Origin of the sequence: Kitasatospora nipponensis (assembly GCF_039528135.1) — a bacterium.
Taxonomy (GTDB): Bacteria; Actinomycetota; Actinomycetes; order Streptomycetales; family Streptomycetaceae; genus Kitasatospora; species Kitasatospora nipponensis.
In genome coordinates this window covers 1-21,240 of record NZ_BAAALF010000143.1, presented here as the reverse complement: position 1 = coordinate 21,240, position 21,240 = coordinate 1, and the positions used below count along the sequence as shown (strand labels likewise).

The following is a 21,240-nucleotide window of genomic DNA, read 5'->3' as shown; positions in this document are numbered from 1 at the left end:
GCGGCGGGCCGGCCCGGTGCGCCCGGCGCCGGGGCGGTCGGCGCCCACCAGCACCCGGCAGCTGCCGGCCGCGGCCGGACGGGCCGCCTCGGCGCGCAGCGCGGACAGCTCGGCGCCGCGGCCGGCGAACGGTTCGGGTCCGGCCGGCAGGCCGTCCGCCGGCCCGTCCGCCGCCGTCCGAGCGTCCATCGTCGCCGTCTTCCTCGCCACCTGCGCCACTCCTGACCCGGTCGCCCAGCGTTCGCGGACCGACCCGACGATGGCCCGCCTGCGAAGCGTAGTTCGACCGGGCGGCGCGACCGGGGGACATCGGTATGACCAACCGTCGAATCACCCGCCCGGCGGCGCGGCCCGCCCCGCGCCGCCGGACCCGGCGCTCAGAGCGCCGGGAAGGGCCGCGCGGGCCAGGGCGAGTCGGCCGGCCGCAGCTGGGCCAGTCCCGCGCCGCTCAGTGCGGCGTGCAGCGCGAGCGTGCCGGTGATCAGCGTCGGGTTGTGCAGCTCGCCGGCCAGGATCCCCGCGATCAGCTGCTCCAGCGGCACCCGGGCGGTCTGGATCTGCAACTCCTCGCCGTGGGCCTCGTACCGCTCGCCCTCCACCTCGGCGAGGTCGGTGGCCAGGAAGAGCCGCAGCGCCTCGTCGGTGCCGCCGGGCGAGGTGTAGAAGTCGACCAGCACCCGCCACTGGTCGGCCTTGCAGTGCGCCTCCTCGTAGAGCTCGCGCTGCGCGGCGTGCAGCGGGTTCTCCCCGGGCACGTCGAGCAGGCCGGCCGGCAGCTCCCAGAGCCGCTGGCGCACCGGGTGGCGGTACTGGCGCACCAGCAGCACCCGCTGCCGCTCGTCCAGCGCCAGCACCGAGACCGAACCCGGATGGGTCTGGTAGTCGCGCCGGGCGTACCCGCCGTCCGGCATCAGCACCTCGTCGGTGCGCACCCCGGTGACCCGTCCCTGGAAGGGCGTCGCACTGGAGCGCACCTCCCACTCCTCCGCCAGGTCCCGGATCTGCTGCATGCCCGTCATCACGTCTCCCCTGCCCTTTTCGTCAGTACGACACAATGTAACGCCGAACGGCGGCCCCGCGGGGATCCGACCGGATCCGCGGGGCCGCCGCCGGGTGGCAACGCCGGGACCGAAGGGCTACTGGGCAGCCGTCTTGATCGCGACGGCGGCCGCCACCAGACCCGCGAAGAGCGGGTGCGGGCGGGTCGGGCGGGACTTCAGCTCCGGGTGCGCCTGGGTGGCCACCAGGTAGGGGTGCACCTCGCGCGGGTACTCGACGTACTCCACCAGGTCGCCCTTGGGCGACAGGCCCGAGAAGACCAGGCCGGTCTTCTCCAGGTCGGCGCGGTAGGCGTTGTTGACCTCGTAGCGGTGGCGGTGGCGCTCCTCGACGTACGGCTCGCCGCCGTAGACCTCGCGCACGATCGAGCCCTCGGCGAGCTTGGCCGGGTAGAGGCCCAGGCGCATGGTGCCGCCCAGGTCGCCCTTGCCGTCCACGATCGCCAGCTGCTCGGCCATGGTCGAGATCACCGGGTGCTTGGCGGTGGGCTCGAACTCGGTGGAGTTGGCCTCGGTGAGGCCCGCCAGGTTGCGCGCGGCCTCGATGACCACGCACTGCAGGCCCAGGCACAGGCCCAGCAGCGGCACCTTGTTCTCGCGGGCGAAGGTGATCGCGGCGACCTTGCCGGTCACCCCGCGGTCGCCGAACCCGCCGGGGATGCAGATCGCGTCCACGTCGCCGAGCTGCTCGCGGGCGCCCTCGGGCGTCTCGCAGTCGTCGGAGGTGACCCACTTGATCTCGACCCGCGCGTTGTTGGCGAAGCCGCCGGCGCGCAGTGCCTCGGTGACCGAGAGGTAGGCGTCGGGCAGGTCGATGTACTTGCCGACCAGCGCCACCTTCACGATGTGCTGCGGCTCGTGGACCCGGCGCAGCAGGTCGTCCCAGGTGGTCCAGTCCACGTCGCGGAACGGCAGGTCCAGGCGGCGCACCACGTACGCGTCCAGGCCCTCGCCGTGCAGCACCTTGGGGATGTCGTAGATCGACTTGGCGTCGATGGCCGCGACCACGGCCTCCTCGTCCACGTCGCACATCAGCGAGATCTTGCGCTTGATGGCCTGCGGCACCTCGCGGTCGGCGCGCAGCACGATGGCGTCCGGCTGGATGCCGATGTTGCGCAGGGCCGCCACCGAGTGCTGGGTGGGCTTGGTCTTCAGCTCGCCCGAGGGGCCGATGTAGGGCAGCAGCGAGACGTGCACGAAGAAGACGTTGTCCCGGCCGACCTCGTGGCGCACCTGGCGCACGGCCTCCAGGAACGGCAGCGACTCGATGTCGCCGACCGTGCCGCCGACCTCGGTGATCACCACGTCGACGTCGTCGGTGGCCATCCGGCGGATGCGGGACTTGATCTCGTTGGTGATGTGCGGGATCACCTGGACGGTGTCGCCCAGGTACTCGCCGCGGCGCTCCTTGGCGATCACCGTGGAGTAGACCTGGCCGGTGGTGACGTTGGCCGAGCCGTGCAGGTTGGTGTCCAGGAACCGCTCGTAGTGGCCGACGTCGAGGTCGGTCTCGGCGCCGTCGTCGGTGACGAAGACCTCGCCGTGCTGGAACGGGTTCATGGTGCCCGGGTCCACGTTCAGGTACGGGTCGAGCTTCTGCATCGTCACGCGCAGGCCGCGGGCCTTGAGCAGGGCACCGAGGCTGGAGGCCGTGAGGCCCTTGCCGAGCGAAGAGGCGACACCCCCGGTGACGAAGAGGTGCTTGGTCGTCACGGCGCGGCTGTTCGCTGCCTTGCCGGAATGGGGCTGTGCCAAGAGGGGGCTCCCGTGGGTCGCGTGTCGATGATGACGCTGGTGGATGCGGTCGCCGCCGATGCCGGCCGGCCGGCGATCGCGGTCGCCGACAGGGTCGTCAGGTAGCGGGGCCGGGGCGGTCGATCCCACCAGTCCACGGGATACCAGGGTATCAGCGCCTCGGACGGCACGCGTTCGGACGCCTCCGCACTGGCCCGCGCGGGTGAGTGCCGGGATGGCCCGGGTACGCCCGCGGGCAGCCCGGGATGGCCCGGAGTGATCAGCTCCGGATCACCCACCGGATCACCCCGATCACCCGGCCGGGCTACTTTCCGCCGCCGACCCTGGGCAGACGGCGGTACCTGATCGTTTCCGGGTGCTGAGCCCACCTCGTCCGTCGTATCCTGCACGGACGCATCGCCGACAGCAGAGCAAGCCGAGGGCGAGGGGCCGGGACGAGGCCCCTCCGTCCCCGATGCGCGACCGGACTCCCCGCACCACCAGTTCACCGCCCGACCAGACCAGTCCAGGAATCCACAGCAGGCAGTGCGACCCCCACTGCCGCGCAGCCGTCCTCGGCCACCGCCACCAGCGGCTCCGGGGGCGCCCGGTCCGGGCGCCGTGTCCACCCCGGCCCGCAGCACCCCGCTCTCGCTCCCGTCGGGCGACCGCCGAGCACTACCGCGAACTGGAGATTCACGTGGCCGGCCGTATCGAGGACTACGCCCTTATCGGGGACATGCAGACCGCCGCCCTGGTCAGCAGAGACGGAGCGGTGGACTGGCTCTGCCTGCCCCGGTTCGACTCCCCCGCCGTCTTCGCCGGCCTGCTGGGCACCGATGAACACGGCTTCTGGCGGATCGGGCCCGCCGAGGCGACGCCGGCCGGCCCGGTGGCGAGTGCTCCCGCCCCTCGGGCCCCGTTCACCGATTCAGGTGAACTCAAGGTCCCGCCGATCAGCGCCGCCGCCCCCGCGGTGCCCGCCGACCGGCGCCGCTACCGGGGCAACTCGCTGATCCTGGAGCAGGAGTGGGACACCCCGCGGGGCAGCGTGCGGGTGATCGACTTCATGCCGCCGCGGCACCTGGGCGACCAGGAGCCGGTCCCGCAGATGATCCGGATCGTCGAGGGCCTGACCGGACGGGTGCGGATGCGCTCGGCCGTGCGGATGCGCTTCAGCTACGGCAAGGTCGTGCCCTGGGTGCACCGGGTCGAGCAGCAGAACGGCGGCCACCGCACGGTCGCGGTGGCCGGGCCCGACTCGGTCTGGCTGGACGGCGAGGCGGAGACCTACGGCCGCGACCTGACCACCTACGCGGACTTCACCGTCGACGCCGGCGAGCGGGTGACCTTCGCGCTCACCTGGCAGGCCTCGCACCTGGCGCCGCCGGAGGTGCCCGACGCGGAGGGCTCGCTGGCGCTCACCGAGGAGTTCTGGCTGGACTGGGTCGCCCAGTGCACCTACCAGGGCCCCTACCGGGACGCCGTGGTCCGCTCGCTGATCACCCTCAAGGGCCTGACCTACGCCCCCACCGGCGGCATCGTGGCCGCCCCCACCACCTCGCTGCCCGAGGACATCGGCGGCGAGCGGAACTGGGACTACCGCTACACCTGGCTGCGGGACGCGGCGATCACCCTCTCCTCGCTGCTGCGCACCGGCTACCGCGAGGAGGCCCGGGCCTGGCGCGAGTGGCTGCTGCGGGCGGTGGCCGGCGACCCGGAGAACCTGCAGATCATGTACTCCATCACCGGACAGCGCGAGCTGAACGAGAGCGTGCTCGACTGGCTGCCCGGCTACGAGGGCTCGGCCCCGGTGCGGGTCGGCAACGGCGCGGCCGGCCAGCTCCAACTGGACGTCTACGGCGAGGTGGTCGAGGCGCTCTACCTGGCCCAGATGACCGGCCTGTCCCGCAACGACCACGCCCACCTGCTGCAACTGCGCCTGATCAGTTACCTGGAGGAGCACTGGAAGGCCCCCGACGAGGGGATCTGGGAGGTGCGCGGACCGCGCCGGCACTTCGTGCACTCCAAGGTGATGGCCTGGGTCGCGGTGGACCGCACCATCAAGCTGATCGAACAGACCCCGGCCGAGGGCCCGCTGGACCGCTGGCGGGCGCTGCGCGACGAGATCCACGCGGACGTCTGCGAGAAGGGCTACGACCCGGGGCGCAACACCTTCACCCAGTACTACGGCGGCACCGAGCTGGACGCCTCCCTGCTGCTGATCCCGCAGGTGGGCTTCCTGCCGCCGGACGACAAGCGGGTGATCGGCACCATCGAGGCCATCCAGCGCGAACTGTCCACCGAGGACGGCTTCGTGCTGCGCTACCCCACCCACGACGAAAGTGGCAACAACGTCGACGGCCTGTCGGGGCACGAGGGCGCGTTCCTGGCCTGCTCGTTCTGGCTGGCCGACGACCTGGCGATGATCGGCCGGGTGGCCGAGGCCCGCGAGCTCTTCGAGAAGCTGCTCGCGCTGCGCAACGACGTGGGGCTGCTCGCCGAGGAGTGGGACCCGCGGCTCAAGCGGCAGGTCGGCAACTTCCCGCAGGCCTTCAGCCACGTGCCGTTGATCGACACCGCGCTGCGGCTGACCGCGTGCGGGGCCGCCTACCTCTCGCCGCAGCCGCACGCCGCCGACCAGCCGGCCACCCAGCCGGTCTGACCCCTCTCGGTCGCCGGCCCCTTGCCCGGGCCGGCGGCCGAGTCCCGTCGCTGTCGCTGTCGCTGTAGCTGTCGAGAGGCCCTAGCGGCGCTGCACGAGCTCGTCGTACGTGCTGAGCACCTGCGCCACGGTGGCCGCCTCGTCCGGCCAGGTGCGCGCCTGCGCCGGGCCCACGGCCGCCAGCGCCGCCCGCCGCGCGGGGTCGGCGAGCAGCTCGCGCACCGCCCGGCCCAGCGCCGCCGCGTCCCCGCCCGGCACCAGCACCGCCGCGTCCCCGACCAGTTCGGGGATCCCGCCGACCGCGGTGGCCACCAGCGGCACCCCCGCCGCCAGCGCCTCCTGGGCGACCAGCGACCGGGCCTCCCAGCGGCTGCCCACCACCACCACGTCGGCGGCCGCCAGCAGGTCGGGCACGTCGGTGCGGTGGCCCAGCAGGCGCACCGGCAGCCGCTCCGCCGCCACCCGCTCGCGCAGCTGCGGACCGTCCGGCCCGTCACCGGCCAGCAGCACCAGCGGGCGGGGCTCGCCGGTCAGTTCGCGCGAGGCGTCCAGCAGCAGGCCGAAGCCCTTGTGCGGCACCAGCCGGCCGATCGCCAGCACCAGCGGGCGCTCGATCTCCTGCGGGCCCAGCAGCGCGGCCCGCGCCTGCGCCCGGTCCAGCACCTGCGAGGCGGGCGGCGGGGCGGCCACCGGGCCGAGCCGCGCGTCGCTGGCACCCAGCTCCCGGGCCCGGGCCACCAGGTCGGAGGAGGCTCCGAGCACCAGGTCGGCCGCCCGCGCCACCCGACGCTCCATCAACCGCTGCAGGCGCCGCTCCAGACCGGTGGCCAGCAGCGCGTGGTGCGAGGTGACGACCAGCGGCGTCTCGGGACGCAGCCCGGGCAGCCGGCCCGCGGTGCGCAGCGCCAGGTCCGAGAGCAGCGCGGCGCGCAGCCCGTGCGCGTGCACCAGGTCGGCACCGGTGAAGGCCCGGCGCAGCTCGCCGATCGCGGTGGCGTCGCTGCGCGCGCCCGAGGTCGCGGTGATCTCCACCGGGTGGAAGACCGCGCCCGTGTGGGAGAAGCCGAAGAGGGCGTCCGAACCGGCCGGGGCGCACAACGTCACCTGCACGCCGTGCGCGGTCAGTCCCTGCGCCAGTGAACGCACGTGCGCGCCGATCCCGCCGCTGCCCGCGGAGAGCACCAGCACCACGTGCAGCTGGCCCGCCTCCGGGCCGGCCGCGCCGCCCCGGGCCGAGGAAAGGTCCACGTCGTCTCGCTCCGACTCAACTATCTGGGTAACCGAGTTCCGTCGCCACCATGCCAGGTCCGCGACCCTCTTGGACAGTCGGCGCCACGGGCGACCGGGCGGCCGCCGCGGCCCGGGCGGGCCCGGGCGGGCCCCGGCGCCCTCAGCCCTCCCGCGGAGCGCGGGCCGCCGCCAGCAGCTCCTCGGCGTGCGCACGACCGAGCTCGGAGTCCTCCAGCCCGGCCAGCATCCGCGACAGTTCGCGCACCCGCTGTTCGTCGTCCAGGGTCTTCACGCCGCTGCGGGTGACCGTGCCGTCGTTGGTCTTCTCCACCACCAGGTGACGGTCCGCGAAGGCGGCCACCTGCGGCAGGTGGGTGACCACCACGACCTGCGCGCTGCGCGCCAACTTGGCCAGCCGGCGCCCGATCTCCACCGCCGCCTTGCCGCCGACGCCCGCGTCCACCTCGTCGAAGAGGTAGGTGGGCACCGGATCGGCGCCGGCGAAGACCACCTCGACCGCGAGCATCACCCGCGACAGCTCGCCGCCCGAGGCGCCCTTGGCGATCGGGCGCGGGGCCGCGCCCGGGTGCGGGGCCAGCAGCACCTCGACCTCGTCCACGCCGTGCGAGCCGTAGGCGACGCTGCGCCCCTCCAGCTCGAGGCCGGCCGGGTCGTCGAGCCGGGTCAGCTCGAAGGTGACCCGGGCGTGCGGCATGGCGAGCTCGGTCAGCTCGGCCGAGACGGCCTCGGCGAACCGGCCGGCCGCGCCGTGCCGGGCGGCCGAGACCTCGCCGGCCAGCTTCGCCAGCTCGACGCGCAGCGCGGCCTCCTCCTCGCCGAGCTCGTCGATCCGCTCGTCGTCGCCGTCCAGCTCGGCCAGCCGCAGGGCCGACGCCTCGGCCCAGGCCACCACCTCGGCGCTGCCGCCCTCCAGCGATCCGTACTTGCGCAGCAGCTGGGCGAGCACCGACCGGCGCTCCTCGACGGCGGCCAACCGCACCGGGTCGGCGTCCAGGTCGTCCGCGTAGAGGGCCAGGTCGCCGGCCACGTCGGCCAGCAGGTAGCCCACCTCGGTGAGCCGGTCGGCCAGCGCCGCCAGCCGCTCGTCGTGGCCGCGCACCGCCTCCAGGGCGCGCCGGGCCTGCCCGAGCAGCGTGCCGGCGTCCACCGAGTCCGGGTCGGCCGGGTCACCGGCGAGCGCCGCGTGGGCCACCGCGGCCGCCGAGGAGAGCGCGTCCGCGTGGCCCAGCCGCTCGGCCTCCGCCGCCAGCTCGATCTCCTCGCCGGCCACCGGCTCGGCCGCCGCGATCTCCTCCAGGCCGAACCGGAGCAGGTCCGCCTCCTGGGCCCGCTCGCGGGCCCGCGTGGTCAGCTCCTCCAGGGTCCCCGCGACCTCGCGCAGCCGCCGGTGCACCGTGCGGTAGCGGGCCAGCGGCTCGGCCACCGCCTCGCCCGCGTAGCGGTCCAGGGCGGCCCGCTGGCGCGAGGGCCGCAGCAGCCGCTGCTGGTCGGTCTGGCCGTGCACGGCGATCAGGTCCTCGCCGAGCTCGGTGAGCAGGCCCACCGGGACCGACCGGCCGCCGACGTGCGCGCGCGAGCGGCCCTCGGCGGAGACCGTCCGGCTGATCAGCAGCGCGCCGTCGTCCAGCTCCGCGCCGGCCTCCAGCGCGCGCCGGGCCGCCGGCGAGCCCGCGGGCAGGTTGAGCCGGCCCTCGACCACCGCACGGGTCGCCCCCGCGCGGACCAGGCCCGGGTCGGCGCGCCCGCCCAGCAGCAGGCCCAGGCTGGTCACCACCATGGTCTTGCCCGCACCGGTCTCGCCGGTCACGACGGTGAAGCCGGGTGCCAGCTCCACCACCGCGTCGTCGATGACACCAAGATCCCGTATCCGCATCTCGTCCAACACGGTAGTGACCTTACGAGACCCCACCCCCGGCGCGCGACGAGCCGCCGCCCCGCGGGGCCAAGTTCATTCGTTCCGGGCTCCGGTGTTCGGGACGGTGCACCAGCGCAGGAAGAACTGTGCCAGCGGCCCGATCGCCAGTGCGTATCCGACCGTCCCCACGCCCGCCTGACCGCCCAGCAGCACGCCGGCCACCAGGACCGCCAGCTCGATCCCGGTGCGGATCAGCCGCAGCGAGCCGCCGACGCGCCGGTGCAGGCCGGTCATCAGGCCGTCGCGCGGGCCCGGGCCGAAGCGGGCGCCGATGTAGAGGCCGGTGGCCAGCCCGTTCAGCACGATGCCGCCGACCAGCAGCGGGATCCGCACCGCCAGCGCGTGCTGGGCCGGCAGCAGGGCCAGCGTGCCGTCCATCGCCACGCCCAGCACCAGTACGTTGCCGACCGTGCCGACCCCGGGGCGCTGGCGCAGCGGGATCCAGAACAGCAGCACGATCGCGCCGGTGACCACCACCACGGTGCCGATGCTCAGCCCCAGGTGGCGGGCCAGGCCCTGGTGGAAGACGTCCCACGGGTCCAGGCCCAGCGCGGCGCGGTACATCAGGCCCATGCTCACCCCGTAGAGCACCAGCCCGACCAGCAGCTGCGGCAGCCGCCGGCCCAGCGCCCGCCCGGCCGGCGGTGGGCTCGGCTGGTGATGGGTTCAGCTGGTGATCAGGTCAGCTGGTCTTGGGCTTGACCCCAGGGTTCAGCCGACCTTGACGAGCTGCCACTGCTGGTTGGCGCCGCCGTTGGCCGGCCACTGGATCACCCGGGCGCCCAGCGTCAGCGAGCCGCCCTCGACGTCGGCGAGCTGACCGTCCGCCCGCGACTCCAGCGTGTAGCGTCCGCCCCCGGCCGGGACCACCAGCCACTGCTGGGCCGCGCCCGCGCCGCCCGCCCCGAGGTCGAGCTGGGTGCCCGGCACCGCGCCGGCGCCCGGCAGGTCCAGCGGCCGGCCGCTGGCCACGCCGGTGACGGTGTAGTAGCCGTCCCCGGTCGAGGCGAGCCGCCACCGCTGGTTGGCGCCGCCGTTGCCGCCCCACTGGATGACCGGCGTGCCGGCGGCCGTCCCCTGGTTGGCGGCGTCCATCAGCTGACCGCTCTTGCCGTTGACCAGCTGGTAGGTGCCGTCCAGCGGCGCCGTCGTCCCCGGCGTCACCGTCAGGTTGCTGAACTGGGCGCTGTAGTAGCCGCCGGTCCCCAGCGCGATCTGGCCGGCGCCGTAGCCGGCGTCGGTGACCGTCGTCAGGGTGACGCCGTCGAGCTTCGCGGTCAGCGTGCTGCCCTGGAAGGTGAGGGCGACCCGGTGCCAGGTGTTGGTCCCCAGCGCGGGCACGGTGCCCGCGGCGAGCGTGCTGAAGGACCAGCTGGTGTCGCTCTTCAGCAGCGTCCAGGCGCCGTTGTCGCCGACCCGCAGGTTGTAGGCGTTCAGGCCGTTGTTGTTGCGGCCCTGGGTGCCGACCCGGCCCAGCAGCTCGGCGGTGCCCGCGTGCTCCAGCAGGACGTCCGCACTGACCGTGTAGTCGGACCAGCTCAGGTCGCCCATCAGCGCGTACGGCTGGTCGGCGGACTCGTCGGTCCAGCGGATCGGCGTGCTCTGGGCCTGCTGGCGCAGGCAGTTGCCGGAGCGGCCGCCGGCGCACGGCGCGGTCTCGAAGGCGCCGTTCATGGCGCTGAAGTAGCGCGCGTCACGGCCGGTCGCGGTGCCGGCAAGGCTGTCGCTGTACGGCAGCGCGAGCACGCCGCGCTGCGGGGAGGCGGCGGTGCCGGCGCCCTGACCGGTGGTGGTGGTCACCGTGTAGAGGTGGCCGGGCTGCAGGGTCAGCTGGTAACCGCCGGCGACGGCGGTCAGGTCGGGCCCGGGCACCAGGTGGGCGGTGGCCGCCTCGCTGGAGAAGTCGGTCGACCAGACGTGCAGCGTGCCGCCGGGCAGGCCGCCGGCCACCTTGAGGGTGACGTTCTGGGCGGCGGTGGCGTCCATGGTCTCCAGCACCGTGCTCCAGGCGGTGCGGTCAGGGGAGGCGTAGCTGACGTAGCTGCCGTTGGCGCGGTTGCCGGCCAGGTAGCCGGAGGCGGTGTCCAGGTACTGCCAGCCGGGCGCGGTGAACTGGGTGGTCTGCGCGGTGGCCCAGGTGCTGCGGCCGACCGCGAAGGCGCCGGACCAGGGCTGGTTCGCGGTGACCAGGCCCATCGTGTTGAAGCCCAGGTTGGGGTAGAGGGCCGCGACCACCGGCCAGTTGATGAAGGCGGTCATCTTGGCGTCGAGGTAGCCGCGGTTGATGGCGCGGGCCATCGGGGCCGCGCCGGTGTCGGCGTCCTCGGAGCCGTTCTCGCTGGCCCAGAGCTGCTTGCCGGTGGCCAGCGCGTCGGGGGTGGTGCTGCAGCTGGTCATGGCCGACATGTAGCCGCACGGGTAGTGCACGCCGACGATGTCGACGGCGGAGTTCAGCGCGCTGTCGTTGCGCATGCCGGTGGCGATCGACCAGTTGTCGTCGGCGCCGACCACCTTGGTGCTGCCGAAGCCCTTGGCCGCCAGGGTGGCGTGCAGGTTCTCGTACCAGCCCGCGTTGTAGCCGCGCTCGTTCCAGCCGCCGATGTAGTCGATGGCCAGGCCGTGCTGGTGGGCGCAGCCGAGCCAGGAGACCAGGTAGTCGATCATGTCCTGCGACCAGAAGTTGCCACCGCCGATCCAGCCGGGCGCACCCCAGGAGAGGGCGTAGAGCTTGATGGCGGGGTTGCGGGCCTTGGCCTGCTCCATCAGCCACCACTCGTAGCCGTTGTCGCAGTTGACGACGCCCCTGGTGTGCTCGATCGAGGGCTCGGCGCCGTCGGTGGAGTTGGTGTCGCCGCCGACCTCGGCCTTGAGGATCTGCAGCGCGGCGCCGTAGCCGGGCTTGAAGAGGTAGTCCAGGATCTGGCTGCGCTGCGGCTCGGGGTAGTCGAGGAGCAGGCGGGTGTTGCCGCCGCCGCCGCTGATCGCGCCGACGCCGTCGAAGGTCCGGCCGGGTGAGGTGCCGTCGACGGTGATCGTGGAGGGGGCGATCGCGGCGGGGGCCGCGATCGAGGCGGTGGGGGTGGCCTGGGCCGCGGGGGCGCGGCCGCCGACCAGGGTGAGACAGAGGAGGAGGACGGCCAGGGCGGCCGGTCCTCTCGTGCGCTGTCGCAAGGCACGGGGAACGGTTCGCATGGGTGGTGCAGCCCTTCCGACGCAAACAGCTGATGGATTGTGCGAGTCACATGGGGGAATTTCGAACGCAATCGATCAGAAGCAAACGCTAGAGATCACCTTTCGCACCGTCAAGAGGCGCGCCGAAGTGGGTGGTTGGGAGTTCGGCGCGCACGCCGGCGAGGGGGGCGAACGGAGGGCGGATGACCACTGACGGGTGACGAATGACGGATGACCGCTGACAGACTTTGAAATCTGTCAGTCGTCATGCCATAGTTGTCATCGCAGGCACCCCTCTCTCCCCCCGGAGCCCCCTGATGACCCCCATCGCCACCCGCAAGCTCGGCAGCACCGGCCCCACCACCTCCGCCCTGGGCCTGGGCGCCATGGGCATGTCCGACCTCTACGGCCCGGCCGACGAGGCCGAGTCCATCGCCACCATCCACGCCGCCCTCGACGCGGGCGTCACCCTGATCGACACCGGCGACTTCTACGGCATGGGCCACAACGAACTGCTGATCCACGACGCGCTGCGCGGCCGCGACCGCGACGCCGTCCAGATCAGCGTGAAGTTCGGCGCCCAGCGCTCCCCCGACGGCAGCTGGCTCGGCTACGACGCGAGCCCGGCCGCCACCAAGACCGCCCTCGCCTACACGCTGCGCCGGCTGCGCACCGACCACATCGACATCTACCGCCCCGCCCGGCTGGACCCGAACGTCCCCGTGGAGGAGACCGTCGGCGCCATCGCGGAGCTGGTGAAGGCCGGCTACGTGCGGCACATCGGCCTCTCCGAGGTCGGCGCGCAGACGCTGCGCCGCGCGGCCGCCGTGCACCCGATCAGCGACCTGCAGATCGAGTACTCGCTGATCTCGCGCGGCCTGGAGGCCGAGGTGCTGCCCACCGCCCGTGAGCTTGGCATCGGCATCACGGCGTACGGCGTGCTCTCGCGTGGCCTGCTCAGCGGCCACTGGGCGCCGGACCGCGAGCTGGCGGGCACCGACTTCCGTGGATACAGCCCGCGCTTCCAGGGTGACAACCTGACCCACAACCTCGCCCTGGTGGAGACGCTGCGCTCGATCGCCGGGAGCCGCGGCGCCAGCGTCGCGCAGGTGGCGATCGCCTGGGTGGCCTCGCGCGGTGAGGACATCGTCCCGCTGGTCGGTGCCCGGCGCCGGGAGCGGCTCGCCGAAGCGCTCGGCGCGCTGGACGTCCGGCTGACGGCGGCCGACCTGGCGGCCATCGAGGCGGCCTTCCCCGCCGGGGCCGCGGCGGGCGAGCGGTACGCTGCCGCACAGATGGCCCACCTGGACAGCGAGCACTGAGCACGCCCTGAGCGTGCACCGCGCACGCGCCGGGCACCGGGCCGGACCGCAGGATCCAGCCCGCACCACCTCGCCCCACCCAGCACCACCCCGCCCCGCCCCACCCAGCACCGCCCAGCACCAGCCCGCCCCACCCAGCACCGCCTCGCCCGCCGGCCCCAGTAAGGACGTACCGCCCCGTGACCTCCGAGAACGCACTCACCCCCGAGCAGATCCTGAGCGCGGCCGAGGACGTCCTGCGGCGGTACGGTCCGTCCAAGGCCACCGTGGTCGACATCGCCCGCACGCTGGGCGTCAGCCACGGCAGCGTCTACCGGCACTTCCCCAGCAAGGCCGCGCTGCGCGAGGCGGTCACCCAGCGCTGGCTGGAGCAGGCGCACGAGAGCCTGCAGTCGGTCACCGTGGAGACCGGCCCGGCCGGCGAGCGGCTGCACCGCTGGCTGGGCACGCTCTTCGCCGCCAAGCGGAAGAAGGCGCTGGACGATCCGGAGCTGTTCGCCACCTACCTGACCCTGGTGGGCGAACACAGCAACACGGTGGCCGCACATCTGGAGACCCTCACCGGCCAGATCGCCACGATCATCCAGGACGGCATCTGGCAGGGCGAGTTCACCCCGGTCCACGTGACCACCGCGGCGCAGGCCGTGTTCCAGGCGTTCGGGCACTTCCACGACCCGGTGCACGCCGCCGAGTGGGCGGACCAGGAGCGCAGCTCAGCGGAGTTCGAGGCGCTCTGGTCGCTGGTGCACGCGGGTCTGCGCGGCCCCTGGGGCGGCTCCGGCGGACCGGGCGGCCCCACCGGCGCGACGTCCGGCGCGGACGCCAAGCGCCCGGGTGACCACCGCAGTTGAATGGTTTTGACTCGGCAAAGGATCCGTTCCGCGGCTTGCCGCTGCGCGTGAACGCGCACTAACGTCAGCCCCGCATCCAGCCCGTCGGTCGGGCCGGTGCGGGGCTGATGGTCTGTCATGCCCTTGACAGCCCGCGGCCTTTCGTTCAGCGCACGCACCCCCACCCCCGCGTGAGCGGCCCACGCCAGCCGTCCCGCCACGCCCGCTGAACAGCGCGTCCGCACCTCGTGCAGCACCCCAGCACCGCGCACCACCCAGTGCCACCAGTGCAAGCGGTGCCACTCGCGCCACCCGCATCGCGACGCCGGCAGGCGCCGCGCTTGTGTGCCCGCGCGGCATGCACCCGTGCATGGCGCACCCCCGGCCCACGGCCACGAGCCGTCGGCCGTTCGCACGTGCCGAGATCCACCAGCACCGGGCGCACCCCCCTGCACCGGCACTACCCCAAGCCGGACGGGTGCGACCCCGACCCCCACGGAGGGTTCTCTCTTGCGCACACACACCCCTGTCGGTCCGCGCATGCGCAAGGTGCGCGCGCTGACCGCCGTTCTGCCGACCACGGCGCTCGCCGCCCTGGGCCTGCTGGCGCCCACCGCGCACGCCGCGGGTGCCGCCACCGCGACCCCCAACGGCCAGAACAACGTCAAGCACGTCTGTGCCGCCCCGGCGCACCCGGGCCTGATGGCCTGTCTCGCGCTGGCCCGCACCGACATCGTGCAGCCGAACGTGCTGGCGCCCAACGCCACCCCGTCCGGCTACGGCCCGACCGACCTGCAGAGCGCCTACAAGCTGCCCGCCAACGGCGGCGCGGGCCAGACGGTCGCGATCGTCGACGCGCAGGACGACCCCAACGCGGAGTCGGACCTGGCGGCCTACCGCTCGCAGTACGGCCTGCCGGCCTGCACCACGGCGAACGGCTGCTTCAAGAAGGTCAGCCAGACCGGCACCAGCAGCTACCCGAGCCCCGACTCGGGCTGGGCCGGTGAGATCTCGCTCGACCTCGACATGGTCAGCGCGGTCGCCCCGAACGCCCACATCCTGCTGGTCGAGGCGACCTCGGCGAACATGAGCGACCTGGGCACCGCGGTCAACGAGGCCGTCACCCTGGGCGCCAAGTACGTGTCCAACAGCTACGGCGGCTCCGAGGACTCGACCGACACCACGTCGGACACCCAGTACTTCAACCACCCGGGCGTGGCGATCACCGTCTCCGCCGGTGACTCCGCCTACGGCGCCGAGTACCCGGCCGCCTCGAAGTACGTCACCTCGGTCGGCGGCACCGCGCTGACCCGCAACTCCAGCGCCCGCGGCTGGGGCGAGACCGTCTGGTCGACCAGCAGCACCGAGGGCACCGGCTCCGGTTGCTCGGCCTACGACGCCAAGCCGACCTGGCAGACCGACACCGGCTGCTCCAAGCGCGCCATCTCCGACGTGTCGGCGGTCGCCGACCCGGCCACCGGTGTCGCGGTCTACGACACCTACCAGAACAGCCCGGCCTGGAACGTCTACGGCGGCACCAGCGCCTCCTCGCCGATCATCGCCTCGGTCTACGCCGACGCGGGCACCCCGGCCGCCGGCACCAGCCCGGCCCAGTACCCGTACCAGCACACCACCTCGCTGTTCGACGTGACCAGCGGCAACAACGGCTCCTGCTCGCCGTCCTACCTCTGCACCGCGGGCCCCGGATACGACGGCCCGACCGGTCTGGGCACCCCGAACGGCACGGCGGCCTTCACCTCCACCAGCACCGGCAACACGGTGACGGTCAACAGCCCCGGCAACCAGTCCACCACCACCGGTGGTGCGGTCAGCCTGCAGGTCACCGGCAGTGACTCGGCCAGCGGCCAGACCCTGACCTACTCCGCCACCGGCCTGCCCACCGGCCTGTCGATCTCGTCCTCGGGCCTGATCACCGGCACCGCCACCACCGCCGGCACCTACAGCGTGACCGTCAAGGCCACCGACACCACCGGCGCCAACGGCTCCGCCTCCTTCACCTGGACCGTCACCACCCCGGGCAGCAACACCGTGACGGTGACCAGCCCGGGCAACCAGTCCACCGCCACCGGTGGTTCGGTCAGCCTCCAGGTCAGCGCCACCGACTCGGCCAGCGGCCAGACCCTGACCTACTCCGCCACCGGCCTGCCCACCGGCCTGTCGATCTCGTCCTCGGGCCTGATCACCGGCACCGCCACCACCGCCGGCACCTACAGCGTGACCGTCAAGGCCACCGACACCACCGGCGCCAACGGCTCGGCCAGCTTCACCTGGACCGTCACCACCAGCACCGGCTGCTCGGGCCAGCTGCTCGGCAACGCGGGCTTCGAGACCGGCTCCGCCGCCCCGTGGACGGCGAGCGCCGGTGTGATCGACAACTCCAGCAGCGAGGCCGCCCACGCGGGTAGCTGGAAGGCGTGGCTGGACGGCTACGGCACCAGCCACACGGACACCCTCTCCCAGACGGTGACCATCCCGGCCGGCTGCCACGCGACGCTGAGCTTCTGGCTGCACATCGACACCGCGGAGAGCGGCAGCACCGCCTACGACACCCTCAAGGTGCAGGCGGGCTCCAGCACCGTGGCGTCCTTCTCCAACGTCAACCACAACACCGGCTACGTGCAGAAGTCCTACGACCTCTCCTCGTTCGCCGGCCAGACCGTCACCCTGAAGTTCACCGGCACCGAGGACTCCTCGCTGCAGACGAGCTTCGTGATCGACGACACCGCGGTCACGCTCTCCTGACCTCCCGCTCCACCCCCGGGGGCCGTTGCACACCGCCACGGCCCTTCGGGCTGTCCGGGGCCGGCGGGCCGGCCACCGGGTCAGCGGGTCACCGGGCCCTCAGGCCGCCGGGTCCTCAGGCCCGCCGGGCCACCGGGTCACCGGGTCACCGCCGGGAGAGGATTCGCAGCACCCGGTAGGCGATCAGCAGCACCAGCGACCCGACGATGGCCGAGACCCAGGTGGCCGGGTCGTAGAAGTGCTTCGGCACCGCCCGGTGCAGCAGGTGCACGGAGAGCCAGCCACCGACCGAGGCGCCGACGATGCCCAGCAGCGTGCTGGCGAACAGGCCCGCCCGGTCCCGCCCCGGCAGTATCAGCCTGGCGGCCAGCCCCGCCAGCAGGCCCAGCACGATCCACCCGATGAAGCTCATGGCCCTCTCCCCTGCCCGCCGACCGTCCCCCGCTGGGACGCCCGCCACCGGGCCCCCGGTTGCGTCACCGCTCCCGGCCCCGCCGCCCGGCGCATCTCCCCCGACGCCTGCCCCGACCCTTCGATGAGAAAACTCTCATCCGATCGTGCGACCGTAGCCGCCGACAGTGGCCGTGCGGAAGCGAGGAACGCCGATGGTCAGCGCGCAGAGCGCGGGCAGGGTCCTGGTGGTGGACGACGACGACGCGATCCGCCGCTCGCTGGAGCGCGGGCTGCGGCTCAGCGGCTTCGCCGTCCGGTCCGCCGACGGCGGCCGCGCCGCCCTGGATCTGGTCGCCACCGAACCGCCGGACGTGCTGGTGCTCGACGTCTCGATGCCCGACGTCACCGGCACCGAGGTCTGCCGGCGGCTGCGCGAGCAGGGCGTCGACACCCCGGTGCTGATGCTCTCCGCCCTGGACGAATTGGCCGACCGGGTCGCCGGTCTGCAGGCCGGGGCGGACGACTACCTGGTCAAGCCGTTCGCGCTGGAGGAGCTGGTGCTGCGGCTGCACGCGCTGCTGCGCCGCCGCCCGCCCAGCGCCACCGGGGTGCTGCGGGCCGGTCCGCTGGAGATCGTGCCGGCCACCCGTGAGGTGCGCCGCGACGGCGTGCCGGTGCACCTGACCCGGCGCGAGTTCGAGCTGCTGGAGCACCTGGCCCGCAACAGCGGCCTGGTGCTGAGCCGCGACCAACTGCTCGACCGGGTCTGGGGCTACGACTTCGAGGTGCGCACCGACGCCGTGGACACCTTCGTCAGCTACCTGCGGCGCAAGCTGGAGGAGGGCGGACGGCCGCGGCTGATCCACACGGTGCGCGGGGTGGGTTTCGTGCTGCGGGTGCCGGAGGCGACCCGATGAGGCTGGCCACCCGGATCGCGATCGGCGCGGCCGTGGTCGTGCCGCTGCTGGTGTTCGGCGCGGGCGTGCTGCTGCTCGGCCTGGTCGGCCACGACCTGCGCGACCAGCAGGACGACCGCCTGCGCGACCGCGCCACCGCCGTACTGCCCGCCACCCGGGCCCTGCTCAGCGCCGACCACCAGGGCCGCACCCGGGCCGAGCAGAACCAGCACCGCATCGTGCTGGGCGACGCGCTGGACGTGGGCATCCGGGTGGACGACGCGAACGGCACCGTGGTCACCGAGGGCGGCCAACTGCCCCCTCCAGCGGTGGTGTTGCCGCCACCTGCCGGCGCGGCGACCGCGGGCCCGGTCACGGTCCGCGCCCAGGGCCGCAGTTGGCGGGTGCTGGCCCGGCAGGTGACCGGCGCCAATCCGGGCACGCTCTGGGTGACCGCCCCGGTCAGCGCCGCCGACCCCCAACTGGCGGCCGTGCGGCGGCGGGTCATCCTGGTCGCCGCGCTGGCCGCGCCGATCTCCGCCCTGCTCGCCCTGGCGCTGGCCCGGCGCGCCACCGCGCCGCTGAGCCGGCTCGGACGGCGGGCGGCCGCGCTGGACCCCGGCGCGGGCGCGGCGGGCTTCGGGCACCGGCGCAGCGGGATCGGCGAGGTCGACGAGCTGGCCGCGGCGCTGGAGAGCGCGCTGGCCCGCTACGACGAGCAGGCCGCCAGGACCCGGCAGGCGCTGGAGACCGCCCGCTCGTTCTCCGCCGCCGCCTCGCACGAGCTGCGCACCCCGCTGATGAGCCTGCAGACCAACCTGGACGTGCTCAGCGCCCACCCCGACCTGCCGCCGCGGGACCGCGCCGAGATCCTGGCCGACCTGCGCGGCGACCACCGGCGGCTGCTCGAACTGCTCACCGCGCTGCGCACGCTGGCCCGCGGCGACCTGGTGGAACAGGAGGCGTTCGGCCCGCTCGACCTGGCCGAGCCGCTGCTGGCCGCGGCCGAGGCGCTGGGCCGGCGGTGCCCGGACGTCGAGGTCACGCTGACCGGTGCGGCGGGCGGCGGGTCGGGGGCGGTGGCCGGCGGGTCGGCCCTGGGGGCGGGCGGGCCCGGGCCGGGGGCCGAATTCGGCTCCGGAGTAAGGGTGTTCGGCTGGGAGGCCGGGCTGCGGATCGTCTGCGACAACCTGCTCGCGAACGCGGCCGTGCACGGCCGCACCCCCGGCCGGCCCGGCCGGATCACGGTCGGGCTGAACCGGGCGGGCGGCCAGGCGGTGCTGACCGTGGACGACGAGGGCCCGGGCATCCCCGTCGAGGAGCGGGCGGCGGTCTTCGACCGCTTCCAGCGCCGCCGGGACAGCCCGGGGTCGGGCCTGGGCCTGACCCTGGTGGCCCAGCAAGTGGCCCTGCACCGCGGCACGGTGAGCGTCTCGACGCCGCCCGGTGGGACCGGTTGCCGGCTGGAGGTGTGCCTGCCGCTGGTCTCCCCCGACGAGCCGACCCTCCCGCTGCCGGCCCGCCGGGAGTGGATCGGCGCCCCGGGCCTGACGACCGGGCAGGCCTGACGACCGGTCCGGCTCACACGGTCGGGCGGGCTCACAAGGAATCCACAAAGAGGCTCCCTACCGTGCTGATCGGCCGGACCGCAGCACGCGCTCCGGCCGGACCGTCGTCCCCGCAACCGGAGGAGCCCACCATGCCCACCCACCGCAAGGCCGCCACCGCGCTCAGCGCCCTGACCATCGCCGGCGCGCTGCTCGCCACCGCCGCCCCCGCCCAGGCCGACGGCACCCCCTCCGCGCAGCCGTCCCCCGCGGTGAAGACCGCGCCGGCGCCGAAGAACGACGGTGCGAAGGCCATCTGCCGGCGGCTGCCGAAGACCGAGCAGCGGATCGACAACGGGCTGGCCCGGCTGAACGGCCCGACCACCACGATCGGTTCGATCGCCCGGCTGCAGCAGCGGGTGGACGACGCCAAGACGGCGGGCCACACCGACGTCTACACCTACCTCAACGACCGGCTGACCTTCCGCAAGAGCCTGGTGCCGACCCTGACCCTGCGGCAGAACGACCTCAAGTCGGTCGCGGCCTGGTGCACCGCGCAGGGCCTGGACTCCGCGCCGGCCGCCCAGTGAGGCGCGGGTTCGCGGTCGCGGTGGCCGCCCTCGCCGCCGCCCTCGCCCTGACCGCCTGCGGCCCCGCCGGCCACGCCGGGTCCGGCGCGGGGGCGGGCAACGGCGCCGCCCAGCCGGCGGCGCCGAACGCCGGCGCGCCCGCCTCGGGCGACGCCGACCAGCAGCTCAAGGACATGCAGCAGAAGGTGGACGCCGCCGACAGCGCCGCCGCGGCGGCCGACTCCGACGCGGCGCAGAACAACTGACCGCGCAGAGGTCCCGGCCCTGGATCACCGTGGTCACCCGGGCGTGGCCGTAGACCGGGTTGTGCACGGACCCGCTCTCCGGCCGCCCGCCCAGCGCGTCCGCGGGCTCGCGGAGCCAGCCGGCGAGCCGGGCGGCGAGCTCCGGGTCCTGCGCGCGCCGCTCCGGCGGCACGGTGGTCAGCCCGCGCACCCGGCCCGGGTCCGCGGGCTCGAGCGGCCCGGAGCCCGGCAGCACGACGAGTTCGCTGCCGGCTCCGGCCGCTCCCCGCCGGCCGACCCGCCGAGCGAGCGCCGGCAGCGCTCGCGGTCTGCGCACCGCGGGTGGCGGCGTGTTCTCACGACAGCCCCGCGTCGCGCGCGAGTTGCCCGCTGTGCCGCTCCAGCCGCGCTCGCGGCCCACCTGTCCAGTCGGTGGAGGCGGCTTGACGGGCCGCCCGCCGATCAACGACTATCTCGACTATGGACCACGGCACCGTTCTCGTCTGCCGCCTGCACGTCGATCTGCGACGCCAGGCGAGCGACATGTGTGCCTGCTGACCCGCTGACTGCGCTCCGGGTCCGCCCCGCCCTGTGATCACCTGCCAGGGACCACGGCCTACCGCCGCTCTCCACCTCCTGCTTCGCCTCTCCCGCTGCCGCCGCCGCGGCTGCCCCCGTCCTCCACCGCCGCTCGGCCGCGCGGTTCGGACCGGCCAGCCTCCCCTGCGCAGCCGAGCCACCGTGAGGACCACCATGAGCACTGATCTCGTACCGGTCGGGCCACCCGCCGGCCCGTCCCCGGCGGCGGGCGGCCCGGCCCCCGCCGGCCCCCCCCCCCCCCCCCCCCCCCCCCCCCCCCCCCCCCCCCCCCCCCCCCCCCC

At 74.1% G+C, this 21,240-nt stretch carries 16 protein-coding genes; 8 read left to right on the top strand and 8 right to left on the bottom strand.

Translation table 11 applies throughout. The features are described 5' to 3' along the window. The 3 genes from ABD323_RS29585 to pyrG form a co-directional block, all read right to left on the bottom strand. Positions 1-189: hypothetical protein (locus tag ABD323_RS29585; RefSeq protein WP_344445072.1), on the bottom strand; the 189-nt coding region annotated here is incomplete at its 3' end. A 188-nt stretch (positions 190-377) separates the two neighbouring features. Next, positions 378-1,010 carry an NUDIX domain-containing protein gene (locus tag ABD323_RS29580; RefSeq protein ID WP_344445075.1) on the bottom strand — a complete coding sequence of 211 codons (633 nt, stop codon included), beginning with the start codon at positions 1,008-1,010 and terminating at the stop codon, positions 378-380. A gap of 126 nt (positions 1,011-1,136) precedes the next feature. After that, a complete protein-coding gene (gene pyrG / locus ABD323_RS29575) occupies positions 1,137-2,771 on the bottom strand; it encodes a CTP synthase (RefSeq protein WP_344445071.1) in 1,635 nt (544 codons plus the stop codon). A gap of 721 nt (positions 2,772-3,492) precedes the next feature. On the opposite strand from pyrG, the gene ABD323_RS29570 reads away from it, so the two are divergent. Beyond that, positions 3,493-5,457 carry a glycoside hydrolase family 15 protein gene (locus tag ABD323_RS29570; protein WP_344445070.1) on the top strand — a complete coding sequence of 655 codons (1,965 nt, stop codon included), beginning with the start codon at positions 3,493-3,495 and terminating at the stop codon, positions 5,455-5,457. A gap of 81 nt (positions 5,458-5,538) precedes the next feature. Here ABD323_RS29570 and ABD323_RS29565 read toward each other — a convergent pair whose 3' ends face one another. From ABD323_RS29565 to ABD323_RS29550, 4 genes are all read right to left on the bottom strand, one after another. Next, positions 5,539-6,705, bottom strand: coding sequence for a glycosyltransferase family 4 protein (locus tag ABD323_RS29565; RefSeq protein ID WP_344445069.1), 1,167 nt, complete (start codon positions 6,703-6,705; stop codon positions 5,539-5,541). A 142-nt stretch (positions 6,706-6,847) separates the two neighbouring features. After that, positions 6,848-8,581 (bottom strand): DNA repair protein RecN, encoded by a 1,734-nt coding sequence (gene recN / locus ABD323_RS29560; RefSeq protein WP_344445074.1) that lies wholly within the window; start codon positions 8,579-8,581, stop codon positions 6,848-6,850. Positions 8,582-8,656: 75 nt separating this feature from the next. Continuing rightward, the gene (yczE, locus tag ABD323_RS29555; RefSeq protein WP_344445073.1) at positions 8,657-9,196 is read right to left on the bottom strand and encodes a membrane protein YczE; all 540 of its coding nucleotides are present in this window, start codon (positions 9,194-9,196) and stop codon (positions 8,657-8,659) included. 138 nt (positions 9,197-9,334) lie between these two features. Beyond that, a complete protein-coding gene (locus tag ABD323_RS29550) occupies positions 9,335-11,794 on the bottom strand; it encodes an RICIN domain-containing protein (protein ID WP_344445068.1) in 2,460 nt (819 codons plus the stop codon). A 317-nt stretch (positions 11,795-12,111) separates the two neighbouring features. On the opposite strand from ABD323_RS29550, the gene ABD323_RS29545 reads away from it, so the two are divergent. The 3 genes from ABD323_RS29545 (at position 12,112) to ABD323_RS29535 (ending at position 16,709) form a co-directional block, all read left to right on the top strand. Next, the gene (locus ABD323_RS29545) at positions 12,112-13,116 is read left to right on the top strand and encodes an aldo/keto reductase (RefSeq protein ID WP_344445066.1); all 1,005 of its coding nucleotides are present in this window, start codon (positions 12,112-12,114) and stop codon (positions 13,114-13,116) included. 179 nt (positions 13,117-13,295) lie between these two features. Next, on the top strand, positions 13,296-13,967 hold the full coding sequence (locus ABD323_RS29540) for a TetR/AcrR family transcriptional regulator (RefSeq protein WP_344445065.1): 672 nt from the start codon (positions 13,296-13,298) through the stop codon (positions 13,965-13,967). Positions 13,968-14,486: 519 nt separating this feature from the next. Continuing rightward, complete coding sequence (locus ABD323_RS29535; protein WP_344445064.1) at positions 14,487-16,709, top strand: putative Ig domain-containing protein; 2,223 nt, start codon at positions 14,487-14,489, stop codon at positions 16,707-16,709. Between the two features lie 145 nt (positions 16,710-16,854). Here the strand turns inward: ABD323_RS29535 and ABD323_RS29530 are convergent, their stop codons facing one another. Beyond that, positions 16,855-17,121 (bottom strand): GlsB/YeaQ/YmgE family stress response membrane protein, encoded by a 267-nt coding sequence (locus ABD323_RS29530; protein ID WP_344445063.1) that lies wholly within the window; start codon positions 17,119-17,121, stop codon positions 16,855-16,857. 193 nt (positions 17,122-17,314) lie between these two features. Between ABD323_RS29530 and ABD323_RS29525 the strand changes: the two genes are divergently transcribed. From ABD323_RS29525 to ABD323_RS29510, 4 genes are all read left to right on the top strand, one after another. Beyond that, entirely contained in the window at positions 17,315-18,019 is a 705-nt protein-coding gene (locus ABD323_RS29525) for a response regulator transcription factor (RefSeq protein WP_344445062.1), read from the top strand. Continuing rightward, a complete protein-coding gene (locus tag ABD323_RS29520) occupies positions 18,016-19,566 on the top strand; it encodes a sensor histidine kinase (RefSeq protein WP_344445061.1) in 1,551 nt (516 codons plus the stop codon). The genes ABD323_RS29525 and ABD323_RS29520 overlap by 4 nt, the downstream gene beginning before the upstream one ends. Positions 19,567-19,697: 131 nt before the next feature. Beyond that, the gene (locus ABD323_RS29515; RefSeq protein ID WP_344445060.1) at positions 19,698-20,135 is read left to right on the top strand and encodes a hypothetical protein; all 438 of its coding nucleotides are present in this window, start codon (positions 19,698-19,700) and stop codon (positions 20,133-20,135) included. Then, positions 20,132-20,380, top strand: a complete 249-nt coding sequence (locus ABD323_RS29510) for a hypothetical protein (RefSeq protein ID WP_344445059.1) — start codon at positions 20,132-20,134, stop codon at positions 20,378-20,380. Before ABD323_RS29515 ends, ABD323_RS29510 begins: the two co-directional genes overlap by 4 nt. Positions 20,381-21,240: the final 860 nt, after the last annotated feature.

Coding starts and splice junctions, on each gene's coding strand:
- ABD323_RS29580 (WP_344445075.1), bottom strand. CDS start 1,010: ATGCAGCAGATCCGGGACCTGGCGGAGGAGTGGGAGGTGCGCTCCAGT.
- recN (WP_344445074.1), bottom strand. CDS start 8,581: ATGCGGATACGGGATCTTGGTGTCATCGACGACGCGGTGGTGGAGCTG.
- yczE (WP_344445073.1), bottom strand. CDS start 9,196: ATGGGCCTGATGTACCGCGCCGCGCTGGGCCTGGACCCGTGGGACGTC.
- ABD323_RS29545 (WP_344445066.1), top strand. CDS start 12,112: ATGACCCCCATCGCCACCCGCAAGCTCGGCAGCACCGGCCCCACCACC.
- ABD323_RS29535 (WP_344445064.1), top strand. CDS start 14,487: ATGCGCAAGGTGCGCGCGCTGACCGCCGTTCTGCCGACCACGGCGCTC.
- ABD323_RS29530 (WP_344445063.1), bottom strand. CDS start 17,121: ATGAGCTTCATCGGGTGGATCGTGCTGGGCCTGCTGGCGGGGCTGGCC.
- ABD323_RS29525 (WP_344445062.1), top strand. CDS start 17,315: ATGGTCAGCGCGCAGAGCGCGGGCAGGGTCCTGGTGGTGGACGACGAC.
- ABD323_RS29520 (WP_344445061.1), top strand. CDS start 18,016: ATGAGGCTGGCCACCCGGATCGCGATCGGCGCGGCCGTGGTCGTGCCG.
- ABD323_RS29515 (WP_344445060.1), top strand. CDS start 19,698: ATGCCCACCCACCGCAAGGCCGCCACCGCGCTCAGCGCCCTGACCATC.